Here is a 17437-nt window from a genome sequence, read left to right on the forward strand (position 1 = left end):
GTCGGATCGCGGCCGGATCGCCATCTGACCCCCCAGTAGCCAAGGGTTGACGGCTCGAAGCGCTGAGTGCCGCTGTGAGCCGCTTGGAGCCCCCATCCGTATATCGGGACCCGGTCGAGGCCGGTTCAGGGCGGCACATGCGGACTCAGGTACCGGCAAACCCCCATCGATGTCAGACCTACCGGTAGACTGGAAGACAATCCCGCCCCAATGTGGGGACCGCCCGGGAAAAGCTGAGCAACGCTGATCAAGGCTTACCAACGCAACATGCCGCAGCCGCTCCGGCAACCTGCCGACGAGCCCGGCTCGTGCTGTGCCAGAAAGGGCGCTTCGTGGCCGATTCCGGCAACCCCAACGAGAACATCCCGTCCACCGACGCCGGCGTGAGCGGCGAGGCCGCCGAGGCCCTCGGGCACGGCGAGGCCGCGGCCTCCGCCTCCTACGACGCCAGCGCCATCACCGTGCTCGAAGGGCTGGACGCGGTCCGCAAGCGGCCCGGCATGTACATCGGTTCCACGGGCGAGCGCGGTCTGCACCACCTGGTGTACGAGGTCGTCGACAACTCGGTCGACGAGGCACTGGCCGGGTACGCGGACACGATCGACGTCACGATCCTCGCCGACGGCGGCGTCCGGGTCGTCGACAACGGCCGTGGCATCCCGGTGGGCATCGTGCCCTCCGAGGGCAAGCCGGCCGTCGAGGTCGTGCTGACCGTGCTGCACGCGGGCGGCAAGTTCGGCGGCGGCGGCTACGCGGTCTCCGGCGGTCTGCACGGTGTCGGCGTCTCCGTCGTGAACGCCCTGTCGACCAAGGTGTCCGTCGACATCCGCACGGACGGCCGCCGCTGGACGCAGGACTACAAACTCGGTGTCCCGACGGCCCCCCTCGCCCAGCACGAGGCCACGGACGAGACCGGCACCTCGGTCACCTTCTGGGCCGACCCGGACATCTTCGAGACCACCGAGTACTCCTTCGAGACGCTGTCCCGGCGCTTCCAGGAGATGGCCTTCCTCAACAAGGGCCTGACGCTCCGGCTCACCGACGAGCGCGAGTCGGCGAAGGCCACGGCCGGCGCGGACGAGGCGGGTGCGGACGAGAAGGACGAGGTCAAGACCGTCACGTACCACTACGAGGGCGGCATCGTCGACTTCGTGAAGTACCTCAACTCCCGCAAGGGAGAGGCGGTGCACCCCACGATCATCGACCTGGAGGGCGAGGACAAGGACAAGAGCCTGTCCCTCGAGGTCGCGATGCAGTGGAACAGCGGCTACAGCGAGGGCGTGTACTCCTTCGCCAACATCATCCACACCCACGAGGGCGGTACGCACGAGGAAGGCTTCCGCGCGGCGCTCACCTCGCTGATCAACAAGTACGCGCGCGACAAGAAGCTGCTGCGCGAGAAGGACGACAACCTCACCGGTGACGACATCCGTGAGGGTCTGACCGCGATCATCTCGGTCAAGCTGAGCGAGCCGCAGTTCGAGGGCCAGACGAAGACCAAGCTGGGCAACACGGAGGCCAAGACCTTCGTGCAGAAGGCGGTCTACGAACACCTCAACGACTGGCTGGACCGCAACCCGGTCGAGGCCGCGGACATCGTCCGCAAGGGCATCCAGGCGGCCACCGCGCGCGTGGCGGCCCGCAAGGCGCGGGACCTGACCCGCCGCAAGGGCCTGCTGGAGTCGGCGTCGCTGCCGGGCAAGCTCTCCGACTGCCAGTCGAACGACCCCACCAAGTGCGAGATCTTCATCGTCGAGGGTGACTCCGCCGGCGGCTCGGCCAAGTCCGGCCGCAACCCGCAGTACCAGGCGATCCTCCCGATCCGCGGCAAGATCCTCAACGTGGAGAAGGCCAGGATCGACAAGATCCTGCAGAACCAGGAGATCCAGGCGCTGATCTCGGCCTTCGGCACGGGTGTGCACGAGGACTTCGACATCGAGAAGCTCCGCTATCACAAGATCATCCTGATGGCGGACGCCGACGTCGACGGCCAGCACATCAACACCCTGCTGCTGACCTTCCTGTTCCGCTTCATGCGCGACCTGGTGGAGAAGGGACACGTGTACCTGTCCCGTCCTCCGCTCTACAAGATCAAGTGGGGCCGGGACGAGGTCGACTACGCGTACTCCGACCGCGAGCGCGACGCGCTGCTGGAGATGGGCCGGCAGCGCGGCAAGCGCGTCCGCGAGGACTCGATCCAGCGGTTCAAGGGTCTCGGCGAGATGAACGCCGAGGAGCTGCGCGTGACCACGATGGACCAGGAGCACCGGGTCCTCGGCCAGGTCACCCTGGACGACGCGGCCCAGGCCGACGACCTGTTCTCGGTCCTGATGGGTGAGGACGTCGAGGCCCGCCGCCAGTTCATCCAGCGCAACGCCAAGGACGTCCGCTTCCTCGACATCTGAGTCGGTCTCAGCTGACCGCACCAGGAAGGATCTTCACCAGCAATGGCCGACGAGAACACTCCGGAAAACCCCGAGACCGAGGGCGCCGAGACCGTCCTGCGTGTCGAGCCCGTCGGGCTCGAGACGGAGATGCAGCGCTCGTATCTCGACTACGCGATGTCCGTCATCGTCTCCCGTGCGCTGCCCGACGTCCGGGACGGCCTCAAGCCCGTCCACCGGCGCGTGCTGTACGCGATGTACGACGGCGGCTACCGCCCCGAGCGCGGCTTCTACAAGTGCGCGCGCGTGGTCGGCGACGTCATGGGCAACTACCACCCGCACGGCGACTCCTCGATCTACGACGCGCTGGTGCGCCTCGCGCAGCCGTGGTCGATGCGGATGCCGCTGGTGGACTCCAACGGCAACTTCGGCTCTCCGGGCAACGACCCGGCGGCCGCCATGCGCTACACCGAGTGCAAGATGGCGCCGCTGTCGATGGAGATGGTCCGCGACATCGACGAGGAGACCGTCGACTTCACGGACAACTACGACGGCCGCTCCCAGGAGCCGACCGTCCTGCCCTCCCGCTTCCCGAACCTGCTGATCAACGGCTCGGCCGGCATCGCGGTCGGCATGGCGACCAACATCCCGCCGCACAACCTGCGCGAGGTCGCGGCCGGCGCCCAGTGGTACCTGGAGAACCCGGAGGCCTCGCACGAGGAGCTGCTGGACGCCCTCATCGAGCGCATCAAGGGCCCGGACTTCCCGACCGGTGCCCTGGTGGTGGGCCGCAAGGGCATCGAGGAGGCGTACCGCACCGGGCGCGGCTCCATCACGATGCGCGCGGTGGTCGAGGTCGAGGAGATCCAGGGCCGCCAGTGCCTGGTCGTCACCGAACTGCCGTACCAGGTCAACCCGGACAACCTGGCGCAGAAGATCGCCGACCTGGTGAAGGACGGCAAGATCGGCGGCATCGCCGACGTCCGCGACGAGACGTCGTCCCGTACGGGCCAGCGCCTGGTGATCGTCCTCAAGCGGGACGCGGTCGCCAAGGTCGTGCTGAACAACCTGTACAAGCACACCGACCTGCAGACGAACTTCGGCGCCAACATGCTGGCGCTGGTCGACGGCGTGCCGCGCACGCTGTCCCTGGACGCGTTCATCCGCCACTGGGTGACGCACCAGATCGAGGTCATCGTCCGCCGGACCCGTTTCCGGCTGCGCAAGGCCGAGGAGCGCGCGCACATCCTGCGCGGTCTGCTGAAGGCCCTGGACGCCATCGACGAGGTCATCGCGCTGATCCGGCGCAGTGAGACCGTCGATGTCGCGCGCACGGGCCTGATGGGCCTGCTGGAGATCGACGAGATCCAGGCGAACGCGATCCTGGAGATGCAGCTGCGGCGCCTGGCGGCCCTGGAGCGGCAGAAGATCGTCCAGGAGCACGACGAACTCCAGGCGAAGATCAACGAGTACAACCAGATCCTGGCCTCGCCGATCCGCCAGCGCGGCATCGTCAGCGAGGAACTGGCCGCGATCGTCGAGAAGTACGGCGACGACCGCAAGACCATGCTGGTGCCCTACGACGGCGACATGTCCATCGAGGACCTGATCGCCGAGGAGGACATCGTCGTCACGGTCTCGCGCGGCGGCTACGTCAAGCGGACCAAGACGGACGACTACCGGGCGCAGAAGCGCGGCGGCAAGGGCGTGCGCGGCACGAAGCTGAAGGAAGACGACATCGTCGACCACTTCTTCGTCTCCACGACCCACCACTGGCTGCTGTTCTTCACCAACAAGGGCCGGGTGTACCGGGCGAAGGCGTACGAGCTGCCCGAGGCCGGCCGGGACGCGCGCGGCCAGCACGTGGCGAACCTGCTCGCCTTCCAGCCGGACGAGGCGATCGCCGAGATCCTCGCCATCCGTGACTACGAGGCGGCGCCCTATCTGGTCCTCGCCACCAAGTCCGGCTTGGTCAAGAAGACGCCTCTGAAGGATTACGATTCGCCCCGCTCCGGCGGTGTGATCGCGATCAACCTGCGTGAGCGCGAGGACGGCGGCGACGACGAGCTGATCGGCGCCGAGCTGGTCTCGGCCGACGACGATCTGCTTCTGATCAGCAAGAAGGCCCAGTCGATCAGGTTCACGGCCACGGACGACTCCCTGCGCCCGATGGGCCGCGCCACCTCCGGCGTCAAGGGCATGAGTTTCCGTGAGGGCGACGAGCTTCTCTCGATGAATGTCGTTCGACCCGGTACGTTCGTGTTCACTGCCACGGACGGTGGGTACGCGAAGCGGACCGCCGTCGACGAGTACCGCGTCCAGGGCCGCGGCGGCCTCGGTATCAAGGCTGCCAAGATCGTGGAGGACCGCGGTTCGCTGGTCGGCGCGCTGGTCGTCGAGGAGACCGACGAGATCCTCGCGATCACCCTGTCCGGCGGTGTGATTCGTACGCGAGTCAACGAGGTCAGGGAGACGGGCCGTGACACCATGGGCGTCCAACTGATCAACCTGGGCAAGCGCGATGCCGTGGTCGGTATCGCACGTAACGCCGAGGCGGGGCGTGAGGCGGAGGAGGTCGACGGTGCGGATGCTGTCGACGAGACCGCCGAGGGCGTCCAGGCCCCCGGTACGGACGAGGGTGAGTCGCCCTCGGCCGAGTAGGCACGAGGAGTGAGTCATCGTGAGCGGAGCCACGGGCGCCGGATCGGCCGGTACCTCCACGGGTACGGGGAGGAACGGCGGCGGCCGTGGCTCCGCCACGAACGGGGCGGGCGCGGGGGGCGTGACCGACCAGCACACCACCAATCTCAAGCCGGTGAAGGTGTCCGAGAACGGCCCCTCCGGCACACCTGGATCCCAGGGGGGACCCGTGACGGACACCCGAGGCCCGGCCGCGGCCGGCGAGGCGCAGGCGGCGTCCCCGCTCCCCGGGGAGCGGCACCCGGAGCAGCCCTCCGGGCCGTACCACCCGCCGCAGGCCTATCCGGCGCAGCCGCCGGCCGGTGCCGTACGGCGGCCGCGTACGGGTGCCCGGACGGCGCCGCGCACCCGTAAGGCGCGGCTGCGGGTGGCCAAGGCCGACCCGTGGTCGGTGATGAAGGTCAGCTTCCTGCTCTCCATCGCGCTCGGCATCTGCACGATCGTCGCCTCGGCGGTGCTGTGGATGGTCATGGACGCGATGGGCGTGTTCTCGACGGTGGGCGGCACGATCTCGGAGGCGACCGGCTCGAACGAGTCGAACGGCTTCGACCTCCAGTCGTTCCTGTCGCTCCCCCACGTCCTGATGTTCACGACGATCATCGCGGTCATCGACGTGGTGCTGGCCACCGCGCTGGCGACGCTCGGCGCGTTCATCTACAACCTCTCCGCGGGCTTCGTGGGCGGCGTCGAACTGACGCTGGCCGAGGACGAGTGAGGCCCCGCCCGCGCCGTGGTTCCCTGGCCTGACGGTCCCCGGCCAACCGATTTTGGGACTGACGTGGTCGTGCGCTAATCTTCAGGAGTCAGCGCGCGGGACATACACCGCAGAGCGCGGCGGGGCTATAGCTCAGTTGGTTAGAGCGCATCCCTGATAAGGATGAGGCCACAGGTTCAAATCCTGTTAGCCCCACCAGCGAGAAGACCCCCGGTCCGGATGGATCGGGGGTCTTCTGCGTGTCGGGAGTCTTCCGTGTGTCGAGGGACTTCCGTGTGTCGGGGAGCGCGCGTGGGAGGGCTCGGCAGGGCTAGGCAGGGCAAGAAAAGGCCCGATCGCTGGCGACGGGGGATGCACCAGCGATCGGGCTGTGGCCAAGGGTAACAAGTCTGAGGGCCCTGCGGGGGCAAGTCGGCTGGGAATCAGTCAGGTTGGCCGATCATTGACCACACGGTGGGTCGTAGGAGAGACGGGGCAGGTACTCGTGCCACTTCTGCGGGGTCAGCACGCCACGGGTGACCGAGCAGATGTGTTCGATCGCCGCCTCGGAGTCCAGGCGCCACAGGCGGACCGTGTCGGCGCCGCTGGAAAGCCCCAGGACACGGCTCTTGGGGCTGAACGACAGGAAGGTGCCGGTCTGGCCGTTGGGGCTCATCGACTGGCCGATAGGTGTCGCCGAGTCCGGTGTGGTGACGTTCCACAGCCGCACCGTGTTGTCGTCGCCGCCGCTGGCCAGGACATGCCCGTCGGGGGTGAACGTCAGGGACGTGACCGCCTCGGAATGGCCGGTGAGCGGCGAACCGAGCGCGCTCGCCGAGGCGGGCGCGGTGACATTCCACAGCCGCACCGTGTCGTCGTCGCTGCCGCTGGCCAGAGTGTGGCCGTCCGGGGTGAACGCGAGCGCGTTGACCGGCCCGGAGTGCTCGGCGAGCGGCCGGCCGAGCAGGGTCGGACGGGCCGGGTCGGTGACCTTCCACAGCCGGATGGTGCTGTCCGCGCTGCCGCTGGCCAGGGTGTGCCCGTCCGGGCTGAAGACAAGGGCGTTGATGTACCCGCGGTGGCCGCTGACCGGCTTGCCCAGCGGCACGGTGTGCGTGGGGTCGGTGACGTTCCACAGCTGGAACCTGTGGTCGTCGTAGGCGGTGGCCAGGGTGCGGCCGTCCGGGCTGTACGCCAGCGCGTTGGGGCCCATGAAGCGGTTCTGGAGCTGGAGCGGCGCTCCGGCGGGGACCGGACGCCGGGGGTCGGTGACGTTCCACAGGTACACCAACCGGTTGGGGGTGAGCACCACGAGTGTGCGGCCGTTGGGGGAGAACAGCACTCGCCGGCCGTCCTTGCCCTGCATGAACGGCTCGCCCAGCGGCACGGGAAGGCCGGGCCGCGCCACGTTCCACAGCCGGACGCGGCCGTCCCGTGCCGCCGTGGCCAGCACCTTTCCGTCCGGGCGGAACACCGCGCCGTGGCCGATCACGTCCGAGGTCGGAATCGACCACAGGCGCACCTTGCCGTCGCCGCTGCCGGTGGCCAGGGTCCGCCCGTCGGGGCTGAACCCCAGGGCGTACATCTCGCCGCTGCTGCCGGCGAGCGGCTGACCGACCTGCGAGGGGGAGGCCGGATCGGTCACGTTCCACAGGCTCGCCGTGCTGTCCGCGCTCGCCGCGGCCAGCCGGTGGCCGTCCGGGCTGAAGGCCACCGACCAGATCGCCCCGGTGTGGCCGGTCAGCGGTGGGCTCAGGGCGGACGGGTGGGCGGGGTCGGCCACGTTCCACAGCCGGATCGTGTCGTCCGCGCTGCCGCTGGCCAGGGTCTTGCCGTCCGGGCTGAACGCCACCGAGTGCACGAGGTCCGTGTGCCCCTGCAGCGCGGTGCGGTACGGCTTCGGGTGGGCGGGGTCGGCCGTGTTCCACAGCAGGATCGTGTGGTCGTCACCGCCCCCGGCGAGGGTGTGGCCGTCCGGGCTGAACGCGATGCTGCGCACCGGGGCGCTGTGGCCGGTCAGCGGTGCGCCCAGCGCGGACGCGTGGTGCGGGTCGGCCACGTTCCACAGCCGTACGGTGTGGTCCTCGCCGGCCGAGGCCAGGGTCTTGCCGTCGGGGCTGAAGGTGATCAGGTAGATCGTGCCCTTGTGACCGGTGAGCGGCTTGCCGAGCGGCACCGGGTGGGCCGGGTCCCGTATATCCCACAGCCGGATCGTCCCGTCGTCGCCGGCGCTCGCGAGGGTGTGTCCGTCCGGGCTGAAGACCGCGCTGCTCACCCAGCTGGCGTGACCGGTCAGCGGCTTGCCGAGGGGCCTCGGCCGGTGCGGGTCGGCCACGTTCCACAGCCGGACGGTCCGGTCGTAGCTGGCCGAGGCCAGGGTCTTGCCGTCGGGGCTGAAGGTGGTGAGGTAGACGGCGCCGGTGTGGCCGGACAGCGGGGTGGCCAGCGGCGCGTTCACGATCGAGATCAGACGGCTGTACGTCCCCTCGTCGTGCGGGCGCAGCTGATGGGCGACCAGGTCGAGCTGGGCGGCCAGGGACGGATCCGTGTGCTGGACCCGGTCGGCCTCGGCGAGCACCTGCTCGAAGACGGCGTCGTCGCGCTGCTGCCAGGCGATCACCGCGGAGACGCCGGCGACCAGGGCCAGCGCCACCAGCGCCGAGACCGCCGCCCGGCTGATCCACACCGTGCGCTTGCGCAGCCGTACCGAGGCCGCGAGGAACTCCACCGCGCTGCGGGTCAGGAAGGTGTCCCCGGCCGATCTGGCCCAGGTGCGCGCCTGGTCCAGCCGGGAGCCCCGGTACAGCAGCGAGCTGTCCCGCTCGGAGTCCTCCCAGGACCGGCCGTCCTCCTCCAGCCGCTGGCGCAGCAGCTGGTCGCCCCGGTCGTCGTCGATCCAGTGCCGCAGCCGGGGCCAGGCGTGCAGCAGCGCCTCGTGGGTGATCTCCACGGTCTCCGCGTCGAGCGTCACCAGCCGGGCCCGGACGAGGGCCTCCAGGGACTCCTCGGTCTTGCCGGGGTCCGCCGACTCCTCCGCGAGCTGGCGCCGGGTGCCGCGCCGGCGGGTGGCCTGGGTGTCCTCGCCGAGGCGGACGAGGCGCAGCAGGAGCAGCCGGGCGGCCGTGCGGGCCGCCGGGTCGAGTCCCGTCCAGGCACGCTCGGCGGTCGCCGCGACGGCTCCCTGGATGCCGCCGGCCGCGCGGTAGCCGGCGAGCGTCAGCCGGCCGGCCTTGCGGCGCTGCCAGGTGGCGAGCAGGGCGTGCGAGAGCAGCGGGAGCACGCCCGCGTCGTGCGCCCCGCGCGGGCCGTCGGCGCTCACCTCGCGGACGATCAGCTCGGCCAGGCCCGGCTCCAGCTCCAGACCCACGGCCTTGGCCGGTCCGGTCACCGCCTCGCGCAGCTCGGCGCTGGTCAGCGGGCCGAGCACCATGTGCCGGTGCTGGAGCGCGTCGGCCAGCTCGGGGTAGCCGAGGCACTGCTCGTAGAAGTCGGCGCGGATGCCGAGGACGACGAGGACCGGGGCGGGTCCGCACGAGCCGGCGGGCTGGGTGCAGGCGGCGTGCAGGAGCTGGATGAACGTACGCCGGTCGGCCTCGTCGGCGCAGAGGGTGAACGCCTCCTCGAACTGGTCCACGACGACGACCGGCCGGCTCTCGGCGGGTACCTCCCGGGCGGCCCACTCCGAGACGGCCTCGCGCGCCGCGCGGGCCACCCGGGGCGCGTCGGAGCCGGGAAGCGCCGGGTTCTCCATCGCCTCCCGCTCGGCCCGGCGGGCGTCGGCGGCGACCTCGGTGAGATCGGGGATACGGCGGACCAGCTCACCCAGGGGGTCGGCACCGGGGAGGAGATGCAGGACGCAGTCGCCCGGCTCCCGGCCGTTGACGGTGAGGGTGGGGGTGGCGGCGCCGGCCGTGCGGGCGGGGGCGCCGGCGGGGTCGCCCGGCCCGCCGGGGCGCTCGCGCAGGGCGCCGGCGCGCAGGGCCGGCACCAGGCCCGCGTTCAGCAGGGAGGACTTGCCCGCTCCCGAGGCGCCCACGAGCATGACCAGACCGCCGGTCCGCTCCGCGGCACGCAGCTGGGCGACGAGTGCGCCGGTGCTCCGCTCCCGGCCGAAGAACCACCGGGCGTCCTCCTGCCGGTAGGGCGCCAGCCCCCGGTAGGGGCACACACCGCCGGCCACGGGCGGCGTCTGCTCGGGCGGCCGCCGGTCCTCCTCGGCGTCCGGGGCGGGCCGGTCCCCGACCGGGTCGGCCAGCGCGCGTTCCCACAGCCGCTGCCAGTGCGTGAGGTCGTACAGGCCGGTGGACACCGGGGCGGGCCGCAGTCGGCGGGCCTCCGGGATCAGGATGTGCAGCACCGCCGCGAGGGCGGTGAACTGGGCCGGCACGTTCTTGGCCCGGCGCCAGTCGCTGATCCGCTGCGCGGAGACCCGTACGGGCCGCCCGCGTTCGTCGACCCGCTGCAGCCGTACGACCGCCTCGGCGACGCTCTTCAGGGGAGGGTTTCCAGCCTCCTTGTAGAGCAGTGCCAGGCGCTCGGCGAAAGCTGTGCGTGTCCCTGAGTCGGAACCCAAGGCCCCACCCCTTTACTTTCCCCCCGCATCTGGACGTCCGGACCGGAAAACCCACCCTATACGGCTGACCTGCGGATAAGCACTGGTCCGGATGTCTAGGTCTCCTCGCGGGCGGGTGACAGATGGCAGGATCCGGACGCGGTGGCGAACCCGTCACACACCCTCCGGACAGGCCAGGGCGCTGTGTCCGGCGGACGGAGTCATGGCGCCGATGCATCTCGGCCAAACCGCCACCGACGACCAGCGAGCGGGTTCCGGCGAAGGCGGCTTCCTTCTTCGGTCCTCCTTCTTCGGTCCGCGCCGAGCCGACGCGGCGCGGACCGACACCCCCGCACCGTTCGGCACCGGTCCCCACGAGGGGAGGGACCGGTGCCGGACGTGTGGGGTCGTGTGGGGGGAGAGAGGCTCACCGACCCGTCTCAGGTCCTCCCTTCTCGGATCACCTCAGATGCTCGCTCCTAGCCAGCCGGCCGCTCGGGCCGTGGCCACGGCGTGCCGCTCGGCCTCCTCGGCGGAGGTGTTCAGGGCCGCGTCCTGGCCCTGGGCGCGGCCGCCGGCTGCGGCCGCGGCGGCCTGGGACGCCAAGAGCGCGGCGCGCAGGGCGGTGGCGGACGCCGAGGGCGAAGCCGCCGCTGTGGCCGCGGCCGTAGCGGCGTCGTCCCGTGCCGCGGCGACCTGGGCGGCCAGTGCCGCGGTGGCGGCGGCGTTGCGGGCGCAGCGGGCGTCCGCCGCGGGGTCCGGGGCGGACGCGGTCAGCGCCGCCAGCGACGTGGCCGACAGCCGCAGCGCGTTGGCGGCCCGGCCCACGGGGTCCCTCGGCACGATCTCGGCCGCGTCCTGGCCGACACCGGCGTACCGGCACGTGGCGACCGCTCGGTCGTACGCGCTGTGCGCGCGGGCACCGTGGCGGCCGCGCAGCGACTCGGCGGGTGTGACCGCCGCGGTGGCCGCTTCTTCTCGTACGTCTCGCTCGCTCAACCTCGGCCTCCCTGGTCCGGGACGACATCGCACCCCTGCCGCGGGGTGCGGGCAGGGTGCCATGCCGGCCGTGAAGAGACCAGAAGCATGAGACCGGAAGGTAGAGACCGGAAGGTGGAGACCGGAAGCGCGGGGCTGGTCCGGGGGCCGGGCGACCACTGGTTATCTGACGATCCGTCAGATACGGTTCCTTCGGCCCGTCGTTCCCGAGCCGATCCCGAAGGGGTGAGTGTCATGCCGAAACATCCCCCGTGCCCCCAGCCGCCCGGTGCCCCGCGCTGGGTCGCGATGTTCCACCGGCCCGCCGAGGGCTCCTGGACGGTGGGTGCCGAGTCCCCCGACCGGGCGCCCGTGCTGTACGCCGTAGGAGACATGACCCAGACCCTGCGGGCTCGCGGCGAGGAGGTGACGGTCGCGCTGTGGGGACCGGAGAATGGCGCCTGGCACCTCTTCGACGCTCCGGCGGCCAGGGAAACCGCCCCCGCCCCCGCCGCCTCGGCCGGCGCGTCCGCGCCCGGCGCCGGTGGACCGGACAGGCTCACGGAACGGATGCGGGGCCGCCGGCACCAGGTCCTGCTGGCCGGTCTGGGCAAGGCGGGCCTGTACGACCTGAGCGACGAGGACGGCGTGGCCGTGCGGGCGATGGCCGAGCTGCTCGACGAGCCCACGGTCCGCCGGGTGGCCCACTGGCTCTCGGCCGCGGCCGGGGAGCGGTAGCGCACGCAGATCCGGATCGGGTCCGGATCGGGTCCTGATCGGGTCCGGTTCGGTGTGCGGTCCGCCGGGCAGGGACGTCCTGTAAGCCACCGACCAGGCTGGAGGGCGTATGAAAGTCTCCGTCGACCGCTCCGTGTGCTACGGCTCGGCCGAGTGCGCGCACCGGGTGCCGGACGTGTTCGCGTTCGAGGACGGATACGGCGTCGTACGTCCCGGCCGGGAGGAGTCCGCCGACGATCCGCAGATCCTGGAAGCGGCGGAGAGGTGTCCCTCACAGGCGATCGTGCTCACGGAGCGGCGCGCGGAGGCGGAGTAGGGGGGCGGAGCAGGGCGCGCGGCGGCTCACTGTCCGGGCCGGCTCACGGGGTGTCCGGGCCGGCGGGGTAGGTCCACCCGAGGCCCGCCAGAGCGTGGGCGCGGGCCTCGGCGACCGCCGTCCGGGCCGCCCGCTCGACGGGGGCGGCATGGGCCGCCTGGCCCGTGGCCTGGCCTTCCCACTTGCGGTACAGCAGACCGACCCGCGCCGAGAACCAGCCGCGGCTCACCGCGTCCAGCGCCAGCAGCAGAGCCGTGTCCTCGGAAGCCGGCAGGGCCATCCAGCCGCCGAGGGCCATGAGCAGCTCCCGCCGGACGCACAGGGTCGCCGGATGGACCGGCGGACGTAAGCCGTTCCGCTTCCAGCGATCGAGTAAGAAACCATGTTCGAGCGGGCCGTCGTCCGGGTCGCCGGGGAAGCCCGCCGTCGAGCCGTCGGACAGCAGGTCCAGGGCCCGGCAGGTCGCCCAGCCGATGCTGCGGTCCGCCTCCAGCACGGCCAGATCACGGGCCAGCGCACCCGGTGTGAGCCGGTCGTCGGCGTCCAGCACCTTCACATACGCGCCCCTGGCGCGCGCCAGCGCGATCGTCCGGGCCACTCCGGGCCCGCCCGGCCGGCCCTGACCGAAGCTCACGCGCGCGTCGTGCGGGACGTACGGGCGGACCGCGTCCGTCATTCCGTCCTCCTGGATCACCCAGCGCCACTCCCAGCGGCCGGGCAGCCGCTGCTCGCACAGGGAGGCGTGGGCGTCCGGCAGGAACCGCGCGGACGGGCCGTGGACAGCGGTGACAACGGTGACAACGGTGGCGCGCCGGGGGGACACGGCAGCACTCACCACCTTTCCGGGACCTGGGACAGGGTGACCTGGGACCTGGGGCCTGGGGCCTGGGATCTGGGGCCTGGGATCTGGGGCCTTCGAGGGCGTGATTTCCGGGTGTGGCAGGTGGGTTTCCGGGTGTGTCAGGGTGCTGAATCCGTCATGGTGTCCGTCATGGTGTTCGCCATGGGCTCGGCTGACAACAGCGCGAGACCCCCGGCCGAACCCGGCCGGGGGTCTTTCCGTGTCGACTGTGCGTACGCAAGTCGCCCTGAAGTCGAGACGTCGCGTTACTGCCTGGGGCGGGGGATCAGCAGTCGAGTCCGGCCGCCACGGCCGGTTCGGGTACGGCGGTGCTCTCCGTCGCGGTGTCGGCGTCGGGTCGGTGCCGGCAGCTCGGGGACTTTCCGTGGGCCTCGGCCCGGATGCGCTGCTTCATCGTGGGGGGAAGGGCTCTGCCGTAGGACCACGCCCAGTGACGTGGTGCCGGGATCGTCGGGCCGGTCCGGTGCGAGGTGCCGGTCCGGGGCCCCTCGGGCTGGGGGGCGCTCGTGGCGGCCGCGGCGGTCGTGGTGCTGATGAGTCCGAGCGCCGTGCACAGCGCGAGCAGGGCGGCGACGATGGCCGTCCACAACGTCATGACCTTGTGCTGGGCCATGGCCCCTCACTTTCGGGTTGGGCGATTTGCGTACTTTCCTCATGATGTGTATGTGGGACGCGAAGTGGTGGACCGACGCCCGTGGCGCGTCGATGTTCAGATCAACACCACCCGGATGGCGGCAAGAGGGCTGGAAAACTCCCAAAAGCAGGTGAGAGACGGCGAAGAGGGAGCAAAGTAACCGTCCGTGGAGGTGTGATCACCCTCCGATCGGAACACCTCCGGACCAGGCCTAATGCGCTTCCGGGGGCGGGAGTTGAGGCCCGACGCAGATCACCGATCGATATCGGTCGGTGTGTATAGTCGGGCGCCAGAGGTCCCCTACGTCAAGGAAAGACGAGGTCGCGCGGTGAAGAAGCTGCTCCTGGTCGCACTGGCCGTCATCGGCGGTCTTTTCGTGTACCGCCAGATCCAGGCGGATCGCGCCGAGCAGGATCTGTGGACGGAGGCGACTGACTCCGTGCCCACGGGTTCGTGAGTGTCGATACCAGAATCTGAACAGACCCCGGCCGCCCGCGCGGTCGGGGTTTTGTGTTGCCCCGTTCCTGTTGCGGGGGCCCGACGGGTGCGGTAGGCGTTCGGGGCAGGCAGGGGCGCGGAGGCGATCCGGTACGGCGACAGGGGAGGACGGCACGTGCGGGGGCGAGGGCGGGGGCAAGGACGAGGGCGACGTAGAGCATGGTGGTGGCGGGGGCGGCGGCACGGCCGCGGGGCGGCCTCCGGTGCCGGTGTGTTGCGGACGGCCCCGCTGCCCGCCCTGATACCGGCCGTGTGCGCGCTGCTCGTCCTGCCCCTCGGGACCGCGTCCGCGGCCGCCGCCGACGACACGGGGCGGCAGCCGTACGCCTTCGCGCCGGGCGCCCGCACCGTCGAGGGCGCGGCGACCCCCGCCACGGCCGAACGGCTGGAACCCGGCCGCGTCTACCACAGTTCCCTCCCGAGGAACGGCATGTCCTACTACCGGCTCGACCTCGGCTCCGCCGACACGGCGTACGTCCCCGTCACGGCCGTACCCCCGACGGACGCCACCGTCACCGCCACCGACGGCATCCGGGTCTCGGTCCAGAACGCGCAGGGCACTCCCTGTTCCTTCGCCTCCGCCGGCTTCGGCGCCGGGCTCAGCCCGCGCCCGGTCACCGCGCTGGGGCAGCGGGAGGCCGGCCGGACCCAGTGCCAGGGCAAGGGGACGTACTACGTCGTCGTGAGGCGCCTCGACGCGGGGGGCTCCGGCATCGCGGCCCCGGCGCAGCGCTGGGACCTGGAGATCGCGCCCGCCACGGAACCGCGTACGGCGCGGGCCGGGGCCACCACCGCACCGCGGACCTGGGACTCCGCCACCCCCGAACCGCTCGGCGGTGAGCCCCGCGAACGCTCCGGCGGCACCGGCTTCGCCTCGGCACGCCCGCTGGGCCAAGGGGTGTGGCGGACCGCTCTCGTGCCCGGGGAGACCCGGTTCTACAAGGTGCCGGTCGACTGGGGCCGGCAGCTGAACGCCTCCGCCGAGCTGGGCGCCGCCTCCGGGCACGGGTACATCGGCGGCGCCCTGAACCTCTCCGTCTACAACCCCCTGCGCGGGCACGTCGAGGACGCCGCCCTGGGCTACACCGGCGTCCGCAAACCCGCCGTACTCACACCGCTGCCGCCGGTGGAGTACGCCAACCGCTACGCCGCGCCCGCCGGGGTGACCTCCGTCCGCTTCGCCGGCGACTACTACCTGGTCCTGCACCTCAGCGAGCAGCTGGCCGGCCAGTTCGGGCGGGGGCCGTTCGATGTGACGCTGCGGGTCCGGGTGGCCGGGCGGGCGCACCCGGGGCCGGAGTACGCCGGGCGGCCCGTGCCCGCCGACGCGTTCACGCTCACCGCGCCGGACCAGCCGACGGCGCTCGGCGGGACCACCGGGAGCGCCGCGAGCACCGGGACCTCCGGGAGCGGGGGCGGCACCGGGATGCGGCTCGTCGCGATCGGCGGCATCGGAACGGGCACGGTGCTGCTGCTGGTGCTCGCCGGCTGGACGGTGTCGGCGCGGCGGGCTCAGACGCGGGTCAACGCCCAGAAACCCACCGCGTAACAGGCCAGCGCCAGCAGCAGCAGCGGGATCGCCACCTTGGCCGGGGGACCGGGCCGCGGATTCCGGCGCGCCCGGCGTCCCGACCGGCCGGCCCTGTTCGCCGGGCCTGCCCGGTGCCCCTGCGCCGGCGCGCCGTGGACCAGCCGCAGCGGAGCCGGAACCTGTGCGTCCCGAGCGGTGTACGACGCCGTGGAGGTGTCCGCGTGCTGCCCCGGCATCACGCTCGGGGCGGGGCCGGCCGGGTCCGAGGGGCCGGCCGGGCCGATGTACGGCTGATGGAACGGGAGTTGGGAGGGCGGCGGGGTAGGGGGCTGGGCAGGAGGCGGGGGCTGCTGGACGTACGGCGGGTAGGGGGAGGCGGAGGACGTCACGGCCTGCCGGGCCTGCTGAGCCTGCCGGGCCTGCTGGGCCCGTTGAACCCGTTGGGCCGGCTGTCGGGGGTACGGCTCGGGGGTCGACGGCTCCTGGGGAGGCGGCAGACGGAAACTGCCGGTGTCCGAGAGGGAGCCGGTGCCGGTGGCGGCGTCGGCGACCGGGTCCGGAGTCATGTCCGTACCCGTACCAGTACCCGTACCCGCACCCGGATCCGTTCTTGCACCCTCCCCCTCGACCAGTTCCAAGGCCACTCCGGAGGCCCTCTTGAGGGGGCCGTCGGGGTCGAACCCGGGCGGGAGCGGGCCGAGTTGGTCGAAGATCTCGATCAGCTCGTCGTCGGGTTCCGGCTCCGGCAGGAGTTCCACGGCCGAGGCGAGGGCTTTGCGCGCACCCGTGGCGGTGCGGAAGCGGGCGTCCGGGTCGGGCTGCAGCAGGGTGGCGACGACCTGCCAGAGCGGTTCCGGAATGCCCTTGGGCGCGCCGGGAGTTCCGTGTTCCGCGAAGTACTGCACGAGCGCCTTGGCGTCGGGCTTGGCGCCTTCGAGGAGATACAGCGCGACCAGGCCGACGGCGAACAGATCGGCGGGAAAGTCGGGTTCGCAGCCGAGCATCTGCTCGGGCGCGAGATAACCGGGCGTGCCCACCACGAGGTTGGTCTCCGTCAGGCGGGGTTCGCCGAGCCGCATGGCGATGCCGAAGTCGGACAGCCGCAGCCGCGGCCGGCCGGTTCCGGTGGCTTCGAGGAGGATGTTGGCGGGCTTGATGTCCCGGTGGATGACGCCCTCGGCGTGGACGGCGGCCAGCCCGGACAGGAGCTGGTCGAGCAGGGTGCACACGAACGCCGGAGGCAGGGGGCCGTAGTCCCCGACGAGATGGACCAGGGAGCCGCCGGCGACCAGGTCCATGGTGAAGAGCACCTTGTCGTCGTCGGCGGCCCAGCTGGCCGGGGCGAGGACATGGGGATGATCGATCCGCAGCGCCTGCTCGCGGACGAAGCGCAGCAGGGAGTGGGCGTCGCGCTGCTGGAGCACCTTGGCGGCCACATAGCGCCGTCGGCGATGGTCCCAGGCGCGCCATACGGCGCCCACGCCACCGTGTCCGATCGGGTCGGCCAGCTCATACCGTCCGGCGAAGACCTCACCCATGGCAGCCGCTCA

At 71.6% G+C, this 17437-nt stretch carries 12 protein-coding genes and 1 tRNA gene; 8 read left to right on the plus strand and 5 right to left on the minus strand.

The genetic code is table 11. The features are described 5' to 3' along the window. Nucleotides 1–308 precede the first annotated feature (308 nt). The 4 genes from gyrB to IE277_RS16360 all read left to right on the plus strand — a co-directional run bounded on the left by gyrB (nt 309) and on the right by IE277_RS16360 (nt 5997). The gene (gyrB, locus tag IE277_RS16345) at nt 309–2405 is read left to right on the plus strand and encodes a DNA topoisomerase (ATP-hydrolyzing) subunit B (protein WP_189952987.1); all 2097 of its coding nucleotides are present in this window, start codon (nt 309–311) and stop codon (nt 2403–2405) included. 42 nt (nt 2406–2447) lie between these two features. Continuing rightward, nucleotides 2448–5045: a DNA gyrase subunit A gene (gene gyrA, locus IE277_RS16350; RefSeq protein ID WP_189952989.1), complete on the plus strand. Its 2598-nt coding sequence runs from the start codon at nt 2448–2450 to the stop codon at nt 5043–5045. Nucleotides 5046–5064: 19 nt separating this feature from the next. After that, nucleotides 5065–5799: a DUF3566 domain-containing protein gene (locus IE277_RS16355; protein WP_189952991.1), complete on the plus strand. Its 735-nt coding sequence runs from the start codon at nt 5065–5067 to the stop codon at nt 5797–5799. Between the two features lie 121 nt (nt 5800–5920). Continuing rightward, nucleotides 5921–5997: transfer RNA gene (locus IE277_RS16360), tRNA-Ile, on the plus strand. A gap of 241 nt (nt 5998–6238) precedes the next feature. Here the strand turns inward: IE277_RS16360 and IE277_RS16365 are convergent. Further along, nucleotides 6239–10351 carry an nSTAND1 domain-containing NTPase gene (locus IE277_RS16365; protein ID WP_189952993.1) on the minus strand — a complete coding sequence of 1371 codons (4113 nt, stop codon included), beginning with the start codon at nt 10349–10351 and terminating at the stop codon, nt 6239–6241. Nucleotides 10352–10795: 444 nt separating this feature from the next. Continuing rightward, nucleotides 10796–11329: a hypothetical protein gene (locus IE277_RS16370; protein WP_189952995.1), complete on the minus strand. Its 534-nt coding sequence runs from the start codon at nt 11327–11329 to the stop codon at nt 10796–10798. A gap of 234 nt (nt 11330–11563) precedes the next feature. Between IE277_RS16370 and IE277_RS16375 the strand changes: the two genes are divergently transcribed. Both IE277_RS16375 and IE277_RS16380 read left to right on the plus strand, forming a co-directional pair. Then, a complete protein-coding gene (locus IE277_RS16375; RefSeq protein ID WP_189952997.1) occupies nt 11564–12046 on the plus strand; it encodes a hypothetical protein in 483 nt (160 codons plus the stop codon). A gap of 109 nt (nt 12047–12155) precedes the next feature. Beyond that, nucleotides 12156–12362 carry a ferredoxin gene (locus IE277_RS16380; protein WP_189952999.1) on the plus strand — a complete coding sequence of 69 codons (207 nt, stop codon included), beginning with the start codon at nt 12156–12158 and terminating at the stop codon, nt 12360–12362. 43 nt (nt 12363–12405) lie between these two features. On the opposite strand, the gene IE277_RS16385 is transcribed toward IE277_RS16380, so the two are convergent. Continuing rightward, nucleotides 12406–13197, minus strand: a complete 792-nt coding sequence (locus IE277_RS16385; RefSeq protein ID WP_189953001.1) for a glycosyltransferase family 2 protein — start codon at nt 13195–13197, stop codon at nt 12406–12408. A gap of 292 nt (nt 13198–13489) precedes the next feature. Continuing rightward, nucleotides 13490–13837 (minus strand): DUF6344 domain-containing protein, encoded by a 348-nt coding sequence (locus IE277_RS16390; RefSeq protein WP_189953003.1) that lies wholly within the window; start codon nt 13835–13837, stop codon nt 13490–13492. Nucleotides 13838–14186: 349 nt separating this feature from the next. On the opposite strand from IE277_RS16390, the gene IE277_RS47180 reads away from it, so the two are divergent. Together IE277_RS47180 and IE277_RS16400 are read left to right on the plus strand one after the other, a co-directional pair. Next, entirely contained in the window at nt 14187–14315 is a 129-nt protein-coding gene (locus tag IE277_RS47180; RefSeq protein WP_229881590.1) for a DLW-39 family protein, read from the plus strand. A gap of 252 nt (nt 14316–14567) precedes the next feature. Next, complete coding sequence (locus IE277_RS16400; protein ID WP_229881592.1) at nt 14568–15905, plus strand: hypothetical protein; 1338 nt, start codon at nt 14568–14570, stop codon at nt 15903–15905. Here the strand turns inward: IE277_RS16400 and IE277_RS16405 are convergent. Beyond that, the gene (locus IE277_RS16405; RefSeq protein WP_189953009.1) at nt 15869–17425 is read right to left on the minus strand and encodes a serine/threonine-protein kinase; all 1557 of its coding nucleotides are present in this window, start codon (nt 17423–17425) and stop codon (nt 15869–15871) included. The genes IE277_RS16400 and IE277_RS16405 overlap by 37 nt on opposite strands. Between the last annotated feature and the right edge of the window lie 12 nt (nt 17426–17437).

It is taken from the genome of Streptomyces alanosinicus (genome assembly GCF_014650595.1).
GTDB classification, from domain to species: domain Bacteria; phylum Actinomycetota; class Actinomycetes; order Streptomycetales; family Streptomycetaceae; genus Streptomyces; species Streptomyces alanosinicus.

Coding starts and splice junctions, on each gene's coding strand:
- IE277_RS16375 (WP_189952997.1), top strand. CDS start 11,564: ATGCCGAAACATCCCCCGTGCCCCCAGCCGCCCGGTGCCCCGCGCTGG.
- IE277_RS16380 (WP_189952999.1), top strand. CDS start 12,156: ATGAAAGTCTCCGTCGACCGCTCCGTGTGCTACGGCTCGGCCGAGTGC.
- IE277_RS16390 (WP_189953003.1), bottom strand. CDS start 13,837: ATGGCCCAGCACAAGGTCATGACGTTGTGGACGGCCATCGTCGCCGCC.
- IE277_RS16405 (WP_189953009.1), bottom strand. CDS start 17,425: ATGGGTGAGGTCTTCGCCGGACGGTATGAGCTGGCCGACCCGATCGGA.
- gyrA (WP_189952989.1), top strand. CDS start 2,448: ATGGCCGACGAGAACACTCCGGAAAACCCCGAGACCGAGGGCGCCGAG.